The 18,378-nt window shown below is 70.9% G+C and carries 19 protein-coding genes; 10 read left to right on the top strand and 9 right to left on the bottom strand.

Annotated elements, in window-relative coordinates; genetic code table 11:
- Window positions 1-5: 5 nt before the first annotated feature.
- The 7 genes from EDD27_RS28755 to EDD27_RS28725 all read left to right on the top strand — a co-directional run bounded on the left by EDD27_RS28755 (window position 6) and on the right by EDD27_RS28725 (window position 5,560).
- Window positions 6-1,238, top strand: coding sequence for an MFS transporter (locus tag EDD27_RS28755; protein WP_127935164.1), 1,233 nt, complete (start codon window positions 6-8; stop codon window positions 1,236-1,238).
- A gap of 100 nt (window positions 1,239-1,338) precedes the next feature.
- Window positions 1,339-2,583, top strand: a complete 1,245-nt coding sequence (locus EDD27_RS28750; RefSeq protein ID WP_241564305.1) for an AI-2E family transporter — start codon at window positions 1,339-1,341, stop codon at window positions 2,581-2,583.
- A gap of 196 nt (window positions 2,584-2,779) precedes the next feature.
- Window positions 2,780-3,334, top strand: a complete 555-nt coding sequence (locus EDD27_RS28745; RefSeq protein WP_127935163.1) for a PaaI family thioesterase — start codon at window positions 2,780-2,782, stop codon at window positions 3,332-3,334.
- Complete coding sequence (gene dut, locus EDD27_RS28740) at window positions 3,331-3,771, top strand: dUTP diphosphatase (protein WP_127935162.1); 441 nt, start codon at window positions 3,331-3,333, stop codon at window positions 3,769-3,771. Before EDD27_RS28745 ends, dut begins: the two co-directional genes overlap by 4 nt.
- Before the next feature lie 46 nt (window positions 3,772-3,817).
- On the top strand, window positions 3,818-4,468 hold the full coding sequence (locus EDD27_RS28735) for a DUF3710 domain-containing protein (RefSeq protein ID WP_127935161.1): 651 nt from the start codon (window positions 3,818-3,820) through the stop codon (window positions 4,466-4,468).
- Between the two features lie 29 nt (window positions 4,469-4,497).
- On the top strand, window positions 4,498-4,884 hold the full coding sequence (locus tag EDD27_RS28730) for an OB-fold nucleic acid binding domain-containing protein (protein ID WP_127935160.1): 387 nt from the start codon (window positions 4,498-4,500) through the stop codon (window positions 4,882-4,884).
- A gap of 4 nt (window positions 4,885-4,888) precedes the next feature.
- Complete coding sequence (locus tag EDD27_RS28725) at window positions 4,889-5,560, top strand: DUF3159 domain-containing protein (RefSeq protein ID WP_241564304.1); 672 nt, start codon at window positions 4,889-4,891, stop codon at window positions 5,558-5,560.
- A 77-nt stretch (window positions 5,561-5,637) separates the two neighbouring features.
- On the opposite strand, the gene EDD27_RS28720 is transcribed toward EDD27_RS28725, so the two are convergent.
- The 3 genes from EDD27_RS28720 to EDD27_RS28710 form a co-directional block, all read right to left on the bottom strand.
- Window positions 5,638-6,897: an RNA polymerase sigma factor gene (locus EDD27_RS28720; RefSeq protein ID WP_127935159.1), complete on the bottom strand. Its 1,260-nt coding sequence runs from the start codon at window positions 6,895-6,897 to the stop codon at window positions 5,638-5,640.
- A gap of 66 nt (window positions 6,898-6,963) precedes the next feature.
- The gene (locus EDD27_RS28715) at window positions 6,964-7,338 is read right to left on the bottom strand and encodes a YciI family protein (RefSeq protein ID WP_127935158.1); all 375 of its coding nucleotides are present in this window, start codon (window positions 7,336-7,338) and stop codon (window positions 6,964-6,966) included.
- 33 nt (window positions 7,339-7,371) lie between these two features.
- On the bottom strand, window positions 7,372-8,037 hold the full coding sequence (locus EDD27_RS28710; RefSeq protein ID WP_127935157.1) for a DUF998 domain-containing protein: 666 nt from the start codon (window positions 8,035-8,037) through the stop codon (window positions 7,372-7,374).
- Between the two features lie 312 nt (window positions 8,038-8,349).
- Between EDD27_RS28710 and EDD27_RS28705 the strand changes: the two genes are divergently transcribed.
- Window positions 8,350-9,027 (top strand): SDR family NAD(P)-dependent oxidoreductase, encoded by a 678-nt coding sequence (locus EDD27_RS28705; RefSeq protein ID WP_241564303.1) that lies wholly within the window; start codon window positions 8,350-8,352, stop codon window positions 9,025-9,027.
- 51 nt (window positions 9,028-9,078) lie between these two features.
- Here the strand turns inward: EDD27_RS28705 and EDD27_RS28700 are convergent, their stop codons facing one another.
- Both EDD27_RS28700 and EDD27_RS28695 read right to left on the bottom strand, forming a co-directional pair.
- On the bottom strand, window positions 9,079-9,738 hold the full coding sequence (locus tag EDD27_RS28700) for a potassium channel family protein (protein WP_127935155.1): 660 nt from the start codon (window positions 9,736-9,738) through the stop codon (window positions 9,079-9,081).
- On the bottom strand, window positions 9,738-10,403 hold the full coding sequence (locus EDD27_RS28695) for a potassium channel family protein (protein ID WP_127935154.1): 666 nt from the start codon (window positions 10,401-10,403) through the stop codon (window positions 9,738-9,740). Before EDD27_RS28695 ends, EDD27_RS28700 begins: the two co-directional genes overlap by 1 nt.
- A gap of 102 nt (window positions 10,404-10,505) precedes the next feature.
- On the opposite strand from EDD27_RS28695, the gene EDD27_RS28690 reads away from it, so the two are divergent.
- On the top strand, window positions 10,506-12,554 hold the full coding sequence (locus EDD27_RS28690; RefSeq protein ID WP_127935153.1) for an APC family permease: 2,049 nt from the start codon (window positions 10,506-10,508) through the stop codon (window positions 12,552-12,554).
- Here EDD27_RS28690 and EDD27_RS28685 read toward each other — a convergent pair.
- Window positions 12,541-14,178: an alpha/beta hydrolase gene (locus EDD27_RS28685; protein ID WP_241564302.1), complete on the bottom strand. Its 1,638-nt coding sequence runs from the start codon at window positions 14,176-14,178 to the stop codon at window positions 12,541-12,543. The genes EDD27_RS28690 and EDD27_RS28685 overlap by 14 nt on opposite strands.
- A gap of 54 nt (window positions 14,179-14,232) precedes the next feature.
- Between EDD27_RS28685 and EDD27_RS28680 the strand changes: the two genes are divergently transcribed.
- Complete coding sequence (locus EDD27_RS28680) at window positions 14,233-15,483, top strand: class I SAM-dependent RNA methyltransferase (RefSeq protein WP_127935151.1); 1,251 nt, start codon at window positions 14,233-14,235, stop codon at window positions 15,481-15,483.
- Window positions 15,484-15,491: 8 nt separating this feature from the next.
- Here the strand turns inward: EDD27_RS28680 and EDD27_RS28675 are convergent, their stop codons facing one another.
- The 3 genes from EDD27_RS28675 to EDD27_RS28665 are packed head-to-tail and all read right to left on the bottom strand — an operon-like array spanning window position 15,492 to window position 18,335.
- On the bottom strand, window positions 15,492-16,091 hold the full coding sequence (locus EDD27_RS28675) for a response regulator transcription factor (RefSeq protein ID WP_127935150.1): 600 nt from the start codon (window positions 16,089-16,091) through the stop codon (window positions 15,492-15,494).
- A 16-nt stretch (window positions 16,092-16,107) separates the two neighbouring features.
- The gene (locus tag EDD27_RS28670; RefSeq protein ID WP_127935149.1) at window positions 16,108-17,220 is read right to left on the bottom strand and encodes a sensor histidine kinase; all 1,113 of its coding nucleotides are present in this window, start codon (window positions 17,218-17,220) and stop codon (window positions 16,108-16,110) included.
- The gene (locus EDD27_RS28665; RefSeq protein ID WP_164903828.1) at window positions 17,220-18,335 is read right to left on the bottom strand and encodes a sensor histidine kinase; all 1,116 of its coding nucleotides are present in this window, start codon (window positions 18,333-18,335) and stop codon (window positions 17,220-17,222) included. Before EDD27_RS28665 ends, EDD27_RS28670 begins: the two co-directional genes overlap by 1 nt.
- Window positions 18,336-18,378: the final 43 nt, after the last annotated feature.

Genomic DNA, 18,378 nt, shown 5'->3' with positions numbered 1-18,378 from the left:
TTCTCATGAGCCTGTTACGCGATCATGACTTTCGCGGGTTGTTCCTGGCCGACAGCGCCAGCCAGGTGGGCGCCCAGCTCCTCCTGCTGGCCCTGCCGCTGGCCGCGGTGTCGGCGCTGGAGGCTTCGGAGTTCGAGGTGGGCGCGCTGGCCGCCTGCCAGACGGCGGCGTTCGTGGTGATCGGGCTGCCGGCGGGCGCGATCGTGGACCGGCTGAGCAAGCGCACCGTGATGGTGGTGAGCGACTGGGCGCGGGCCGCCGCGCTCGCCTCCGTGCCGGTGGCATGGTGGCTGGACGTGCTGACGATCTATCAGCTCTATGTGGTGGCGCTCGTGCTCGGCGTCTTCACCGTGTTCTTCGACGCGGCCTATCAGAGCTACCTGCCGCACCTGGTCGGGCGTGAGCGGCTCGTCGAGGGCAACTCCGCGCTGGAGGGCGTGCGCACGGTGGCGCAGCTCGGCGGCCCCAGCGCCGGCGGCTATCTGATCCAGTTTCTCACCGCGCCGTTCGCGCTCGTGGTCACTGTGGCGGGGTTCGCCTGGTCGGCCGTCTGCCTGACCACGATACGCAAGCGCGAGGAGCGCCGGGAGCGCCGCGACGCCCACCTGGCCAGGGAGATCGCCGAGGGCGTCAGGTACGTGCTCGGGCATCGGCTGCTGCGCCGCATCGCGGGCTGCACGGCCACCGCGAACCTGTTCCACTCGATCGCGCAGCCGGTGCTCCTCCTCCTGCTGGCCAGGGATCTGGGCCTGGGCGCGGGCGCGATCGGGCTGCTCCTCGCCGCGGGCGGGGTCGGCGGCGTCATCGGCGTGCTGGTCAACGCCCGGCTGGTCCGCCGGTTCGGGCAGGGGCCGACGATGTGGCTGGCCATCGCGCTGCCCGCACCGCTGACGTTCGTGCTGCCGTGGCTGCAGGCCGACTGGCGGCTGGTGCTGTTCGTGCTCTACGAGTTCTGCGTCGGGGCCGGCATCGCCGTCTACAACGTCACCCAGGTGAGCTTCCGCCAGGCCATCACGCCCGAGCCGCTGCTCGGCCGGATGAACGCCACCATCCGCTTCCTCGTCTGGGGAACGCTGCCGCTGGGCGGGCTGCTCGGCGGCGTGCTGGGCGAGATGATCGGGATCAGGAGCGCGTTGCTGGCCGCCGCGTTCGGCGCATGCCTGGCGTTCCTCTGGCTGGTCACCTCGCCCCTGCGCTCGTTGCGCGAGCTGCCCGTCAGTGAAGAGCTCTCCTCGTGAACGGGCGAGCGGGTGGTTGCGGACCGCCGACGTCCGGATTGTAAAGCGGCACCGGCGATATCGGCGCGCATCCGCGGCCCGGACATGCCAGTCTTGAACCGTGCTGCCGGACCGCCCAACCAAACTCGTGCCGCCCGTGCTGGCCAGGATGGCCGCGTGGTGCGTGTGCCTGATCCTCGTCGGCGTGGTCGTCTACTTCTTCGCCCTGGTCATCGCGCGGCTCACGTTCGTGGCGCTGCCGGTGGCGATCGCGCTGCTGCTGACCGCGCTGCTGTTCCCGTTGACCAACAGCCTGCGTAAGGCGGGCATGCGGCCGATCTACGCCACCTGGATCACCATGCTGGTGGCCCTGGCCGTGCTCATCGGCACCGGCTGGCTGGTCGGGGCGCGGGCCAGCGAGGAGTTCCCCAACCTGGTCAAGCAGGTGCAGGCAACCGCCCGGGACGTGCAGGAGTGGCTGATCACCGGTCCGCTGCACCTGGAGCAGGCGCAGATCACCGCCTACGTCGACGAGCTCGCCAACATCGTCAACACGCAGCGCCAGGCCATCACCGGCACTGTGCTGAGCGCCGGCGCGGCCGCTCTCGAGGTGCTCGCCTCCATCGTGCTCCTGCTGTTCGTGACGTTCTTCCTGCTCAAGGACGGCGAGCGGATCTGGGCGTGGTTCCTGAGGGGATTCGGCGGGATGGCGCCGCGCGTGGACCGGGCCGGGCGGGCCGCGTGGACCACGCTCTCCCACTACGTGCAGGGGACCGTGGCGGTGGCCGCGGTGCACGGACTCATCATGGGCATCGTGCTGGCCGGCATGGGGGTGCCCCTGTGGGCGCCGCTGGCCGTGCTGATCTTCTTCGCCAGCTTCATCCCCATCGTCGGCATCTTCTTCGCCGGCACGGTCGCCACGCTCGTCACGCTGGGCGCGAAGGGGCTCGTGCTCGCGCTGGTGTTCCTCGGGATCCTCATCGTGGAGCAGCAACTGGAGAACCACGTCCTGCAGCCGCTCATCGTGGGGCGAGCGCTCAACTTCCATCCGCTGGCGATCATTCTGGTGTTGTCCATCGGGGGCATCCTGGCGGGCATCGCCGGGGCCGCCGTGGCCGTGCCGGTGGCGGCGGTGCTCTACCGGGCGTTGCCCGAGCTCAGGCACGAGCCGCCCGCCCTGCCGCCGCCGTCCGATGACCATGTCGAGCCACCGCCTGGCGGCGAGCCCCCGCGGCCTGGACCCCGGCCTGCTCCCGCCGGGGACACGCCGCCCGCGGCAGGGCCGCCTCCGGCCGGCGGGACTCCTCCCGCGGGTGGAGCGCCGTCCGAACGCGGCACGGGCACAGCGCGCACCGAAGACGCGTAGGACATGGACGTGGCGCGTGCCGTGGACGTGCGGGCCGCGGGTGTGGCGCGTGCCGTGGACGTGCGTGGCGCGGGCGTGGCGCGTGCCGTGGACGTGCGGGGCGCGCACGTCGGGCGCGGCCCGAGCACGGTGGGCGTGGAGGCGGAGCGCGGACCCGGGACGGGTGGGACCGGGACACGGAGTAACCTCGTCACCCGTGACCCGTTCCTCCCTCACCACCCCGCCGCCGGGCGCCGGTGTGCCCGGGGCGCACCCCGACGCGCCGCCGCCGGGTGCCGACCTGGGCTCCCATTACAGCCGCTGCTTCGGGTGCGGCGATGACCACCCGACCGGCCTGCACCTCACGGCCCGGACCCCCGACGGCGCCACCGTCGAGGCCGAGTTCACGGTGGGGGAGGCGCACCAGGGCGCGCCCATGCTGGCGCACGGCGGGGTGCTGGCCGCCGCCATGGACGAGGTCATCGGAATGTCCGTTTACCTGTTCCACAAGCCGTATGTGACGGGACGGCTGGAGACCGACTACCTTCTCCCCGTTCCCGTGGGCACGACACTCCACCTGCGCGCCTGGTGCAACGGCATCGTGGGCAGGAAGGCGTACCTTGAGGCTGAGGGGCGCATCGGCGCCCCCGGCGGACCGGTCGCCGTCCGCGCGGCAGCGCTGTTCATCGAGGTGAACATGGAGCACTTCGCCAAGCACGGCGACCTGGCCGCCATCGCCGCAGAGCACCAGGACTACGAGGTGAACCCTTGAGCAACGTGGAGGTCCTCATCCACCGGCTCGACGCCGAGCTGCCGATGCCGTCCTACGCCCATCCGGGAGACGCGGGCGCCGACCTTCACGCGGCCGAGGACGTCGAGTTGTTGCCCGGAGAGCGGGCTGTGGTCGGCACCGGTGTGGCGATCGCGCTGCCCGACGGGTACGCGGCGTTCGTCCATCCGCGCTCGGGGCTGGCGGCCAGGCACGGGGTCACGATGGTCAACGCGCCGGGCACGGTCGACGCCGGCTACCGGGGCGAGATCAAGGTGACGTTGATCAACACGGACGCCAAGGAGCCGTTCCGGCTCCGGCGCGGCGACCGCGTGGCGCAGCTCGTGATCCAACGAGTCGAGCGCGCGGCCTTCTACGAGGTCGAGCGCCTGCCGGGCTCGATACGCGGTGCGAACGGCTTCGGATCCACCGGACGTTGATGAACGGGCCGTTCGGCGGCCCGCTCGAGCAGGGAGAGTGAGGACAGTGTTCCGACGTCGTCGTCGGCGTGAGCAGCCGGAGCAAGCGGTCGAGCAGGCGCAGGAGCCTGCCGCCCCCACGCGGGAGTCCGGCCCCTGGGACGCCGACGAGCCACACCCGGACACCGACAGGATCGACTACGGCGGCCTGCGGCTGCCGGACAATCCCGATTTCGACATACGGCCTGCCACGGTCGGCGACCAGCACGTCAGTGTCGTCGTCCGCTACGAGGAGAGCATGCTGTCGTTGCAGGCGCTGGCCGCCCCGCGCAGCTCGGGCCTCTGGGACGAGATCAGGATCAAGATCCGAGCGCAGGCGAAGGACCTGAAGGAGCAGGAGGGCCCGTTCGGCACCGAGCTGAGCGGCGAGATCAAGGCCGCCGACGGCAACGTCAGGCCGGTCCGTTACCTCGGCATCGACGGCCCACGGTGGCTCCTGCTGGGGTTGATCTCCGGCAAGGGCACGCACGACGAGGCGGTCTCGGCGGCGTTCGTCGACTTCATCAAGGACGTCGTGGTCGTCCGCGGCGACGAGCCGATGGCCCGCGAGGAGCCGATCCCGCTGCGCCGCCCCAACGAGCAGCCGGGCGAGAGTGGCGAGGACCGCCCCCGTCTCAACCCCTTCAAACGGGGACCTGAAATCAGCGAGATTCGCTAAGGGCTGACATTCGCATAGGCTGATTCATCATGAGTACGGCAGAGCCCCCCAAACGCGGGGGATTGCGCGGGTTCTTCAGCCGGCTGGCATCCCCCCAGTCCGAGATCGAAGCCCAGGAACTGCGGGAAGACGCCGACGAAGTCGGCGCGACGCCGATCGCGTCGTGTGGCGGCCGCCGGCGCTTCTGCGTAGCGGGTACGCTACGTACGGTGACGTTGCGTCCGAGGGGTGGCGCCCCCGCTCTCGAAGCCGAGCTCTACGACGGGTCGGACGTGATCGACCTGGTCTGGCTCGGCCGCCGCAAGATCGCGGGCATCGAGCCCGGCCGCACGGTCAAGGCCGAGGGCCTCGTCAGCATGCAGGACGGGCGCAAGGTGATGTTCAATCCTCGTTACGAGTTGCGCCCAGGGAGTTGACCAGGTGAGTGCTGAGGCGGAAGAGATCGCCCATGACACCGTTGAGGCGGCGGTGCGAGCGCAGCTCGCCAAGGCGCTGGGCGGGGTGCGCGGCATCCTCGAGGCGGCGATCCCGACGATTTCGTTCACCGTGTCCTGGATCTCCACCGAGGACCTGAAACTCTCGCTCATCGTCAGCATCTCGCTGGCGGTCGTGCTGCTGCTGGTGAGGATCGTGCAGCGGTCCACCCCGCAGTTCGTGATCAACAGCTTGATCGGCATCGCGATCGGCGCCTTCTTCGCCAGCCGCACAGGCGACGCGAAGGACTTCTTCCTGCCCGGCATCCTGTGGAACGCCGGCTACATGGTGGGCATGCTGCTGTCGATCGTCACCCGGTGGCCGGTCGTCGGCTTCCTGATCGGCTCGGTCACGGGCGACCCGACCGCCTGGCGCAAGGATCCGGGCATCGTGAAGCTCTGCATCCGCCTGACGTGGCTGCTCATGCTGCCGTGCGCGGTCAGGGTGGCGGTGCAGGGGCCTGTCTACCTGTTCGGCGGCGGGGACCAGGCGGTGGCGGCACTCGGCGTTGCCAAGATCGCGATGGGCTGGCCGCTCCAGGTGGCTGCGCTCGCCGCGATGCTCTGGGTGCTGGGCCGCGGCCGCACCCCGATCAAGCCCCCGGTCGCCCCCGCCTGACGACCCCCAGCGGTGCGCCATGCACCGCGCTGATGCGGTGAAGGTCGTCCTGTGTTCGTCAGGGCCGGCTACAGGCGTCAGGTGGACAGCGCGGCGGCGCGTTCCTGGAACACCTGGCGCTCGCGTGCGTTCCTGGTCAGCTCGGCTGCGTGGCGGAACGCGGCGGCTGCCTCCTCGGCCCGCCCCAGCTTGGCCAGCAGGTCCCCCCGGACGGCAGGCAGGTGTGGGTAATCCCGCAGGGCACGCTCCTCCCGGAGGGCGTCGGCGAGCTCCAGCCCGCGTGCGGGCCCGTAGGCCATGCCGACCGCGACCGCGCGGTTCAGCTCGACGATCGGCGAGGGCGTCAGGTGGGCCAGCAGCCGGTACAGTGCGGCGATCCGTTCCCAGTCGGTGTCTTCCGGCTTCAGCGCGCGGGCGTGGCAGGCGGCGATGGCGGCCTGGAGCCCGTACGGTCCGAGTGTGCCGAGGTCCTCGGCGCGGCGCAGCGCGTCCAGGCCGCGGCGGAGGAGCAGCCGGTCCCAGCGGCTGCGGTCCTGGTCGAGCAGGAGAACGGGGGAGCCGTCCCTGGCGGTTCTGGCCGGGATGCGTGAGGCCTGGAGCTCCATGAGCGCCAGCAGGCCGTGCACCTCGGGCTCGGCGGGCATGAGCCCGGCCAGGATGCGGCCGAGGCGCATGGCCTCCTCACACAACGACGGACGGATCCAGTCATCCCCGGCGGTCGCCGCGTACCCCTCGTTGAAGATCAGGTAGATGACCTCCAGGATGGAGGCCAGCCGGTTCGGCAGCTCGGCGGGCGGCGGCAGCTCGATCGGGATCTTCTTGTCGGTGAGGGTGCGTTTGGCGCGGGAGATGCGCTGGCCGACGGTGGACTCGGGCACGAGGAACGCGCGGGCGATCTCGGCGGTGGACAGGCCGCCGAGCAGGCGGAGCGTGAGCGCGAGCCGGCCCTCGGCAGGCAGCGCGGGGTGGCAGGCGGTGAAGACGAGGCGCAGCAGGTCGTCGCCGATGTGGTCGTCGAGGGCGTCGTCGAGCTCGGCTTCGGCCGTTTCCTGACGGAGCTCCATGTCGCGGCCTATTTCTTGCAGCTTGCGCTGGTAGGTGTCGCGGCGGCGGAACTGGTCGATGGCGCGGTGCTTGGCGGTGAGCGTCAGCCAGGCGCCCGGGTTGTCGGGCACCCCCTTGCGGGGCCACTCCTCGAGCGCCGCCACCAGCGCATCTTGGGCCAGTTCTTCGGCCAGGGCGAGGTCGCCCGTCATGCGGGCCAGGGCGGCGATGACGCGGGCGGACTCGATCCGCCAGACCGCCTCCACCGCCCGATGGGAATCGGCTACCGTCATGCGTCCTGGATACAGCATCCGGCCGCGGACCCGCGCGTCTGTGGTCCGCGGCCGATGGGGTGAGGGTCAGGCCGGTGGGGCGAAGTCCTCGGGCGAGTACAGCCGCAGCACGTCCACTTGGCCCTCCCATCCCGGCCACAGGTCACGGTGCAGCTTGACGAAGCGGGAGGCCCACTCCACGGCCTCCTCCTTGGTCTTGACCTCGTACAGTGCGTAGCTGATCATTTCTTTGGCCTCGGCGAACGGCCCGTCGCTGACGGTCAGCCGGCCGCCGCTCACCTCGATCCGCGCCCCCTCCGAGCTGGGGGCCAGGCCGCTCTGGTGGAGCAGGGCGCCGGCCTCGGTGGCCTCCTGGCCGAGCTTGAAGATGGCTTCCATGAGGTCGGCCGGCGGCGGCCCCTCGGGCTGGGCTTCGACCTTGAGCGTGGTCAAGTAGCGCATTGTGCATTGCCTTTCTCTGTTGGGGCGCGGATGTCAGGCGGTGTGGCGGGTCAGGTTCAGCGACAGTAGCGACAGCCAGCTCCAGATGGCCACGATGCCAGCGATGAATGCCAGGTTGGCCCAGGCCACGCCGCCGCCCGTTGCGATGCCGACGAACGAGCCGAGGAACAGCGTGCCGGTGATCCGGGAGTACCAGGCCCAGCCCGTGCGACCCGCGCGGGCCTGCCGGGAGGCGATGACGAAGCAGGCCGCGATCATGCACAGGAATCCGACGCCGCCGACGGCCAGGTGCAGGGTCCCTGACAGGGTGACTGTACCCGGGCCTTCGGGGGTTCCCGGCGGGAATCCCATCGCAGGGTCGGCGGGGAAGGTCGCGGCGCCGATCATGCTCGCGCTGAACGCGCCGACCAGGATCGGCGCCCAGCGCGCGCCGCGTCCGGGCGACAGGCTGCGGCGCAGGCCGGCGGCGGCGGCGATGGTGGCCAGGGCCGTGAGAACGAAGTTCGCGGTCTGGATCCAGCCGAGCTCGCCGTTGGCCAGGAAGCTCCAGGGGTGACGGGCCAGGTCGAAGCCCTCCCGGGTGAACGCTTGCGCCAGGGCGACGGTCACGTACATCGGACCGGCCACGATGCCGCAGCCGAGCAGCAGGCGCCGGGCGGAGAGGGGGCGGGCGGGGGAGTGGGCAAGCTGCTGGGTCATGTCGTCAACCTCGCATCGGCGGGGCCGGCTCGTCCGGCCTTCTGGATACGCTGCGAACGAGGCGAGGCGGTTTCGACACGCGCCCTCGGATTTTTTCAAGATTTCTGCGGGGTCACTCCCGCAAGGCGAGTTCGCGCACTCGCAGGCGCGGCCGGCAGGTGGCGAAGAGCAGGGCGGCGCAGAGGAGCACGATGACGGCGGTCGCGAAGTTGATGCCGAACGCGGCGGCCTTGGTGCCGCCGTTGCGTATGCCCGCCGTCGGCGGCGCGTGCGATGATCAAATGCTGCACGCGAGAGTCCGGGGGAACCGTCGTGGGACATGTGCTGGTGACCGGCGCCACCGGCGGGATCGGGGCGGCGGTGGTCGACGCGCTGGTGCAGGCCGGACATCGGGTGACCGCCGTGGGGCGTGACATCGGGCGGTCGGACGTGCGGGGGATCGAGGCGGATCTCGCCGAGCCCGGAACGCTCGCCGCCGCCGTGGAAGAGCTGGCGGCGGCAGGGGAGCTGGGAGAGGTGCACGCACTGGTGCATTGCGCGGGGACCTCCCCCGTCCTTGCGGTCGCCGACGCCGGCCCCGAGACGTGGCGGCGGACGTTGGCGGTGAACGTGGCCTCCGCCGCCGAGCTGGTCCGGTTGACGCTGCCGGCGTTGCGGCGGTCGCGGGGTCACGTCATCTTCGTGAACGCCTCGCCCGGGATGACCGGGGTCCCCCGCTGGTCGGCGTTCGTCGGCAGCAAGGCGGCGCTGCGGGAGCTGGCCGATTCGCTGCGGGAGGAAGAGGCGCCCCACGGGATACGCGTCACCACGGTGTATCCCGCCGCGACGGCAACCGACCTGCTTCGTGAGGTCAGGAGCGCCTTCGGGCGCCCGTACGATCCTGAGCTGTGCATCCGGCCGCAGACGCTCGCCGCGATGATCGTATGGGCCCTGAGCGCTCCTCCCGACGCCTACGCGGCCGAACTGTCCGTAGTGCCGTCGCCGCGCTGATCCCCCACATCCACGTCGGCGGGCGCTCTGGAACCCCGGCCGGCGTGCCGCCTAATGCTGGGACAGAAGCTGGGCCAGCTCCTGCTCCACTTCCTGGTTGGCGACGAACAGCAGCTCGTCTCCCGCCTCCAGAGGATCGTCCGCGGTCGGCACGAGGACCCGGCCCTCGCGCAGGATGGCCACCAGCGCCGCGTCCACCGGCCACGGCACCGAGCCTGCCCGCTGGCCCACCACCGGCGCGTCCTCGGCGAGGGTGAGCTCCACCAGGTTCGCCTGGCCCTGGCGGAACGTCATCAGGCGGACCAGGTCGCCGACGCTCACCGCCTCCTCCACCAGCGCGCTGAGCAGGCGCGGGGTCGAGACGGCCACGTCCACGCCCCAGGACTCGTTGAACAGCCACTCGTTGTTGGGGTGGTTGATCCTGGCCACCACGCGCGGCACGCCGTATTCGGTCTTGGCCAGCAGCGACACGACGAGGTTGACCTTGTCGTCGCCGGAGGAGGCGACGACGACGTGGCAGTTGTTGAGACCGGCCTCGTCCAGCGACGCGATCTCGCAGGCGTCGGCGAGCAGCCATTCGGCGCGCGGCACGCTGTCGATCTTGATGGCGCGGGGATCGACGTCGATGAGCAGGACCTCGTGGCCGTTCTCCAGGAGCTCAGCCGCGATGGAACGGCCGACGGCGCCCGCTCCGGCGATGGCGATGCGCATCACTGGTCCTCTTCCGGTGCCGCGGCGAGCACCTTGTTGATCCGGTCCATGTCGTTCTCGGCGGCGATGACGTGGAGAACGTCGCCCTCCTGCATCACGGTGTCCTCCGTGATGGTCACGGCCTCGCCCATGCGGTTGATGAAGGCGGCGCGCGCGCGGACGCGGCTCTCCAGGTCGATGACACGGGTGCCGATCCAGGCGGGATTGGCCGTGACCTCGGCCAGCACCACGGTGCCGGTGGGGTCGCGCCAGAGCGGCTCGGCGCCCTCGGGGAGGACGCGGCGCAGGATCTGGTCGGCGGTCCAGCGCACGGTCGCCACCGTGGGGATGCCCAGCCGCTGGTAGACCTCGGCCCGCCGCGGGTCGTAGATGCGGGCCACCACGTTGTCGACGCCGAACGTCTCGCGGGCCACGCGCGCCGAGATGATGTTGGAGTTGTCGCCGCTGGAGACCGCGACGAACGCCGCCGCGGACTCGACGCCGGCCTCGGTGAGCACGCCGCGATCGAAGCCGATGCCCGTCACCCGCCGTCCCCGGAATCCGGCACGCAGCCGGCGGAACGCCTGCGGGTCGCGATCGATGATGGCGACGGAATGGCCGCTGTCTTCGAGGATGTGCGCGAGGGTCGAACCCACTCGGCCACATCCCATGATCACTATATGCATACTCCCCCGCATCTCGCGGTCGGCCGGTTGCTCGACACCAGTATGGCCCTACCAGGGACGCGCCTCGTTTAGGGCCTGCGTATGGGGCTAGCATCTCGTTACGTGGCGAAGGTAACGGATCTTGTCAAACGTTTGCTCGTGGGGCGTGCCCTACGCAGCGGGCAGCTTCATGAGCAGCTCCTCCCAAAACGGATCGCGCTACCTGTCTTCGCGAGTGACGCGCTCTCCTCCGTCGCCTACGCCCCGCAGGAGATCCTGGTCATCCTGTCGCTGGCCGGTGTCTCCTTCTATGCCTACAGCCCTTGGGTCGCCATCGCCGTCGTGGTCGTGATGCTCACGGTCGTGGCGTCGTACCGGCAGAACGTGCACGCCTACCCGAGTGGTGGCGGCGACTACGAGGTCGCCACCACCAACCTCGGCAAGAACGCCGGCCTCACCGTGGCCAGCGCGCTCATGGTCGACTACGTGCTGACGGTCGCGGTGTCCGTGGCCAACGGCGTCGATTACGTGGGCGCCACGATTCCGTTCATCGGCCAGCACAAGCCTTCCATCGCCATCGCCATCGTGATCCTGCTGACCGTGATCAACCTGCGCGGCATCCGCGAGTCCGGCGCCGCCTTCGCCATTCCCACGTACGCGTTCATGGTGGCCGTGCTGGGGTTGATCGCCTGGGGCGGGTTCCGGATCCTGGGGCTGGGCGAGCAGCTCGAGGCGCCGAGCGCCCACTTCACCATCGAGCCCGAGCAGACCAACCTGACGGCCTTCGCCGCGGCCTTCCTGATCCTGCGCGCGTTCTCCACCGGCTGCGCGGCCCTGACCGGGGTCGAGGCCATCAGCAACGGCGTGCCCGCCTTCCGCAAGCCCAAGAGCAAGAACGCCGCCACGACGCTGCTCATGATGGGCCTGGTCGCGATCACCATGTTCGGCGGCATCATCGCGCTCGGCCTGGCGTCCGGGGTGAAGGTGGCCGAGCCGTCCGTCGTCGCCCGCGACCTGCTCCGGCCGGACGGCACGCCCGTCGGCCCGGGCTATTACCAGCAGCCGATCATCTCCCAGGTGGCCGACGCGGTGTTCGGCGGCGGGTCGCTGATGTTCATCGTGATCTCGGGGGTGACGGCGTTGATCCTGTTCCTGGCGGCGAACACGGCGTTCAACGGGTTCCCGGTGCTCGGCTCGATCCTGGCGCAGGACCGCTACCTGCCGCGCCAGCTGCACACCCGCGGCGACCGGCTGGCCTTCTCCAACGGCATCGTCATCCTGGCGCTCGGCGCGTGCCTGCTGCTGTGGGGGTTCCAGGCCGACGTCAGCCGCCTGCTGAACCTCTACATCGTCGGCGTCTTCGTGTCGTTCACGCTCAGCCAGACCGGCATGGTCATTCACTGGACCCGCCACCTGAAGACGGAGACCGACCCCAGGGTCCGCCACCAGATGCACCGATCCCGGGTGATCAACTCCTTCGGCGCCGTCATGACGGGGCTTGTGCTGATCGTGGTGCTGCTGACGAAGTTCCTGGTAGGGGCGTGGATCGTGGTGATCGCGATGCCGATCCTGTTCCTCATGATGAAGGGCATCCGCCACCACTACGACAACGTGGCGGCCGAGCTGGCCATCACCGAGGACTACGAGCCGACGATGTTGCCCGCCCGCAACCACGCCATCGTCCTCGTCTCCAAGATCCACAAGCCGACCCTGCGGGCCCTGGCGTACGCACGTGCCACCCGGCCGTCCACACTGGAGGCCATCACCGTGGGCGTCGAGGGTGAGGAGGCGCGCAAGCTGCAGGAGGAGTGGGAGCGGCGGGGCATCCCGGTGCCGCTGAAGATGCTGGACTCGCCGTACCGGGAGATCACGCAGCCCATTCTCGACTACGTCAAGCACCTGCGGCGGCGCTCGCCGCGCGACGTGGTGACCGTGTTCATCCCCGAGTACGTGGTCGGCCACTGGTGGGAGCACCTGCTGCACAACCAGAGCGCCCTGAGACTGAAAGCGCGGCTGCTGTTCAAGCCGGGCGTCATGGTCACGAGCGTGCCCTGGCAGCTGCACTCCTCGGACCGGCTCAAGGGCCGGCCGGAGCCGTTCGCCCCCGGGTCGGTGCGGCGTCCGTGGCACCAGACGGTCAAGGAAGAGGAAGGGCAGATCAGGACGAGCTGATCAGGGCGCGCAACCGGTCGGTGTCGGCCGCGCTCCAGCCCGGCGGTGGGGCGACCGCCGCCCAGCCGTCGACGACGTTGGGGCCGTAGCGGTGCCCGTGGCCAGGCGGCACGGACAACCCGGCCGTCAGGTCCACCAGCACCTGCCAGAACGTCACGAGCGGGAACCAGTTCATCTCCGGATTGACCCCCGGACCCCGCGCGCCCACCAGCCAGGCAGGCCGGCGGTAGATCAGCTCGGGCGACCACCACACGACCGGGTCGGAGGCGTTCTGCAGATAGACCACGCGCGGGTGCGGCCACGGCTCCGCCGGCCGGTCCAGGTCGTCGGGGCGCTGGGCGAACCTGACCGTCTTGCCCGCCTGGTAGACCGGCCGCCACACCGGGCTGCCGGGCTCGCGGCCGTTCGTGACGCTGCGCCAGATGTGGTTGGCGTTCGGCGGGCCGATGAACATCGCACCGTCCGCCCTGGCCGCCAGGTCCTCCAGGTCGAGGAAGGCGCCCTCCATCTGGTAAGACCCCAGGCTCTCGCCCGACAGCACCAGGCGCGGCCGGTCGCCGGGCGGCATCCGCGCCCACCTGGCGCGCACCGCCTCGAACAACGCCCGCCCCGCGGCCGCCGCCTTGTCCCTGTCAAGCAGGAACGACGCCCAGCTCGGCAGGTACGAGTACTGCAGGGCCACCATGGCGGTGCGGCCGTTGTACATATACTCCAGCGCGTCCGCCACGTGCTGGTCCACCCAGCCGGTGCCGGTGGTGCCGAGCACGGCGAGCACGGGGCGGGTGAACGCGCCGGTGCGTTCGAGCTCACGTACTGCCAGGGCCGCCTGAGCCTGGGGCGAGCGGGTGGTGTCGAGGCCGACGTACACCCTGATCGGGTCGGCGGCGGGACGGCCGGAGAAGGCGGTGAGCCTGGCGCGGGTGGTGGCCGTGGCGGTGAAGCGGCGGCCTTCCTTGCCGAGCGACTCCCAGGTCACCAGCGAGCCCGGGGCGCCGGACACCAGCCCGGACGTGGGTTTGCGCACGCCCGGGTGGGTGCCGGCGTTGGTGACCGAGGAGACCTCGCTCACCCGGGCAGCGAAGGCGGAGAACACCACGTCGTCGGCGAAGACGACGACCACCAGGCTGATGACGAGCACGCCGACGATATGGCCGACATAGGCGGGGACGAAACGGCCGAGCCAGTCGATCAACGCACGGCCGCCCAAGCGGACAAGTCGCGAAATTAGGAGAAATAGCGTGAAGAGTGCGACGGCTATCGCGAAGATCACCGGAGGGAACCACGTGATCCGCGTGTCCATGCCCATGAGCGCCCGCAGGTCACGCTGCCAGTCCACGCTGTACCAGAGCGCCACCGCCGCCAGTGCCCCGCCGCCGCCGATCAGGACCTGCCAGGCGATCCTGCGGCCCCGCTCCGGCAGCCGGTACGAGACCACCGCGCGGCCGAACGCGCCGAGCACGGCGCCCACGGCGTAGCCGAGAATGCCGGTGACCGCGCACATCACCCCCTGGTACAACCACGTGCGGGGCAGCAGCGACGGCGTCAGCGACGCGCAGGCGAACAGCGTGGCCAGCAGCGTCCCCCCGAAACCGGGCCGCCGTCGCACCACCCTCGCCGTTCTCACGACCACCTACAGTAGTGGATCAATTTGGGCAGGTGGTGGGCATAGGCTGGCGGTGTGGAACAGGTATCTCTCGAGCTGACGGTCGGTCCGGTCGCGCACGGCGGCTGGTGTGTGGCACGCCATGAAGGGCGCGTGGTGTTCGTGCGGCACGCACTGCCCGGCGAACGGGTCATCGCCGACGTCACCGAGGAGACCACCCGGTTCCTGCGTGCCGACGCCGTGGAGATCCTCGAACCTTCGCCCGACCGCGTGGTCCCGCCCTGCCCTTACGCGGGCCCTGGCCGCTGCGGCGGCTGCGACTGGCAGCACGCCACGCTGGAGGCGCAACGGCGGCTCAAGGCCCAGGTCGTGGCCGAGCAGCTGCACCGGCTGGCGGGCATCGAACGCGAGGTCGTGGTCGAAGAGGTGCCAGGGGCCAAGGACGGGCTCGGCTGGCGCACGCGTGTGCAGTTCGCCGCCCTGCCGACCGGAGAGCTGGGGTTCCGGCGGCACCGCTCGCACGACATCGAGGTCGTGGACGCCTGCCTGATCGCCCACCCCGAGGTGGAGGCGGTCGGGGCGGAGGCGCATGAGTGGCCGGGTGCGGCCGGGGTCGAGGTCATCGCCTCCTCCGGCGGCGACCGGGCCGTGGTGGTCTCGCCCCGCCCACGCCGCAGCGTCACCGTCCCCGAGCTCGAGGCGCCCGCCTCGATCCTGCTCGACCAGGGCAAAGGCCGCACGGTGCCGCGGCGCGGGTCGGGGGTGCTGCACGAGCAGGCGGGCGATCGCGAGTTCCGGGTGGCGGGCAGCGGCTTCTGGCAGGTCCACCCGGGGGCCGCGGAGACGCTGCTGGACGCGGTGCTGGCGTACGCGGCGCCCGAGCCGGGCGAGTGGGCGCTCGACCTCTACTGCGGCGTCGGCCTGTTCGCGGCCGGGCTCGCCGAGGCGGTGGGGCCCGAGGGGGCGGTGTTCGGCCTGGAATCCGAGGCGTCGGCCGTCCGCGACGCCCGCTCCAACCTGCGCGACCTGCCGCAGGCGCAGGTGGAGCGGGGCCGGGTGGAGGAGGCGCTCGACCGGTTCCAGATCGAGCGCGCCGACCTCGTGGTGGTGGACCCGCCGCGGTCCGGGCTCGGGCGCGAGGTGGTCGAGCGCATCGCGGGGCTGGACGCGTCGCGGATCGTGTACGTGTCCTGCGATCCGGCCACGTTCGCCCGGGATCTGAAGTGGCTGGCGGAACGCGGATATGCGCTCGCCGACCTGCGCGCCTTCGACGCCTTCCCGATGACTCATCACGTGGAGTGTGTGGGGTTGCTCGTCAGGAAATAGCCCTGAGCTCAGAGCCAGCCCATGCGCTGGGCGGTGCGGATCGCCTCCAGGCGGTTCTGAGCGTTGAGCTTGGTCATGGCGCTCGACAGGTAATTGCGTACGGTGCCCTCGGTCAGGTGCAGCTCGCCGGCGATCCGCGAGATCGTCGCCCCGTCTCCGGCCAGTCGCAGCGCATCGCGCTCCCGCTCGGTCAGCGGGCTGTCCCCGGCCGCCATCGCCGCCGCGGCCAGCTCCGCGTCCAGGTAGCGGCCGCCGCTGTGCACCTTGCGGATCGCCATGGCCAGCTCCTCGGCCGAGGCATCCTTGCCGAGGAACCCGCTCACGCCCGCCGCCATGGCCCTGCGCAGGTAGCCGGGCCGGCCCAGGCTGGTCAGGATGACGATCTTGCACTTGGCGCTGATGCGCTCGGCCGCGCTCAGGCCGTCCATGCCCGGCATCTCGATGTCGAGCACGGCCACATCGGGCCGGTGCTCGGCCACGGCCGCGAGCACCTCGTCGCCCCGGCCCACCTGGGCCACGACCTCGATGCCGTCCTCGAGGTCCAGCAGGGCCGCGATGGCGCCGCGGATGAGATGCTCGTCGTCGGCGAGCAGCACGCGGATGGTCATGAGAGCTCCCGGAGAGTCATGCGGGCACCGCCGCCCGCAGCAGGTAGCGGCCCTCGCGCGTGGGCTCGGCCCGCAGGGTGCCGCCTGCCGCGCGCACGCGCTCGGCCAGCCCCCCCAGTCCGTTGGGGGCGTGCTCGCCCACCGGGCCGCTCACCCCGTCGTTGGACATTTCCAGCACGCCGTCCTCGATCGTGATCGTGCAGCGTTCGGCCCGGCTGTGCTTGAGCACGTTGGTCGCGCCCTCGCGGACGACCGTGGCCAGGAGCGTGCGGGACTCGGGCGTCAGCGCGGCCGTGTCGGCGCGTACGGTGCACCGCACGTCCGCCGCCTCCAGCACCGCCCGCACGCTCGCGAGCACCTCGTCCAGATCGAGGGCCCGGTAGTTCTGTACGGCGGTGCGCACCTCGCGTAACGACTGCCTGGACAGGTCGCGTACCTCGAACATCTCGGCCGCGGCCGCCGCGGGATCGGCGCGCAGCGCCTGCTCGGCGTGCGCGGCCCGGGACGCGACGTCGGTGAGGCTCTGCCCGAGCAGGTCGTTGAGGTCGCGGGCGAAGCGCAGCCGCTCTTCGGAGACCGCCAGCCTGGACAGCGCCTCCTGCCCCTCGTGCGCTTCCTTGGCCAGTTGCCAGAGCCGCAGGTTGGCCCACACCGCGCCGACGCTGATCACGGTGAACAGCGTCTGCATCAGCAGCAGGGGGACGATGAAGCCTTCGACCAGGGTGACGTAGACGTGGACGACCACGATCGAGGCGACGGACAGGGCGATGACGGTGCGCTTGCGCGCGAACGCCGCCAGCAACGCCAGCCAGATCGGGATGATCCAGATGAGCGGGAAGACGGACAGAAGTGCGACGATCACCCCGGTGACCGTGAGGATCGCGGTCGGCCGCTTTCCGCCCCTGACCGCGATCGCGATCGGGCGCGTGCTGAGCACGATGAAGACCAGCAGCAGGACGGCGGCGCCCACCCCGAGCGGCCACGGCAGTCTCCCCCCCTGCCACCCGATGAACAGCTCCACGAAGCCGAAGAACGGCAACAGCAGGATGATGTTGGTCGAGCCGAGGATCAGCCAGCGGACCTTGTCCAGCTTGGAGGCTCTCCGGACCCTGCCGAGCAACTCCCGCATCACGCCGGCACCGCCGCACGCAGCAGGAATTCGCCCGCCGGGGTGGGTGCGGCGGAGAAGGAGCCGCCGGCCGTGGCCAGCCGCTCCGACAGGCCGCGCAGCCCGTTGCCGGGCGGCGCCGGCTCCCCGTGCACGCCGTCGTTGAGCATCTCGAGCACGCCTCCGTGGATGGTGATCGCGCAGCGCGTGGCCTTGCTGTGCTTGAGCACGTTCGTGCCGCCTTCGCGGACCGCCCACGCCAGCAGCGCCTTGGCGGCCGGCGACAGGTCCTCCGCCCTGGCCACGATGTCGCAGCGGGCGCCTGCCGCCTCCAGCGCCGCCCGCACGCCGGCGAGCTCCTCCTCCAGGTCGAGTGCCTGATAGCCGTGCACCGCCTGCTGCACCTCGGCCAGCGACTCCACGGCCAGCGCGCGGACCTCGGCCATCTCGGCCGCGGCCCGGCCGGTGTCCTTGGTCGCCAGCTTGGCGGCCAGCTCGCTCTTCAGCGTGATCACCGAAAGACTGTGCCCGAGCAGGTCGTGCAGGTCCCGTGCGAACCGCAGCCGCTCCTCGGCCACCGCCAGCCGCGCCTTGGCCTCCCGGCTGTTGTACGCGTCCCTGATCACCCACCAGAGCCAGCGCCACAACAGCATGGTCACGACCATCGTGACGGAGCTGACCGCACTGCCGAGCAGGACGCCCTGCCACGCCTGCCCGGTCGTCAGGACGGTGTATCCGGCGACGGTGGTCACCACGGCCACCGTGAGCCCGGCCGTCGTCCACGGCCGCAGGTAGAGCGCGGCCGCCGCCAGCCACAGCCCTTCCGCCTGCATCCACGCGCTCGCGGCGTCCCCGGCCAGCGGCAGGATCGCCAGGTTCGCCGCCGCGAACACCGCCGCGAGCAGCAGCTTCACCGTGGGACGCGGCCGGGAGTCGAAGGCGTCTCTGAGGAGGAACGGGAAGAGTCCGTAGAAGCCGAACGTGCACCCGATGGCAACGGCCGCGGCCCATGGGGGGACCGTGCCCTCCGCCACCGCCGCGAGGGTGAACACGATGGAGAGGATGGCGACGAACACCACCATCCCGTCCATCCAGTAGATCAGGATCTTCCGTGCCGTGTCCGGCCGGGCCGCCATCGCCCCTCCCCCCACTGACAGAAGCCTCCTGGTGCCCAGAATC

Source organism: Nonomuraea polychroma, assembly GCF_004011505.1.
GTDB classification, from domain to species: domain Bacteria; phylum Actinomycetota; class Actinomycetes; order Streptosporangiales; family Streptosporangiaceae; genus Nonomuraea; species Nonomuraea polychroma.
Note: the sequence above shows the minus strand (reverse complement) of the source record. Positions and strands in the feature narration are given on the sequence as shown.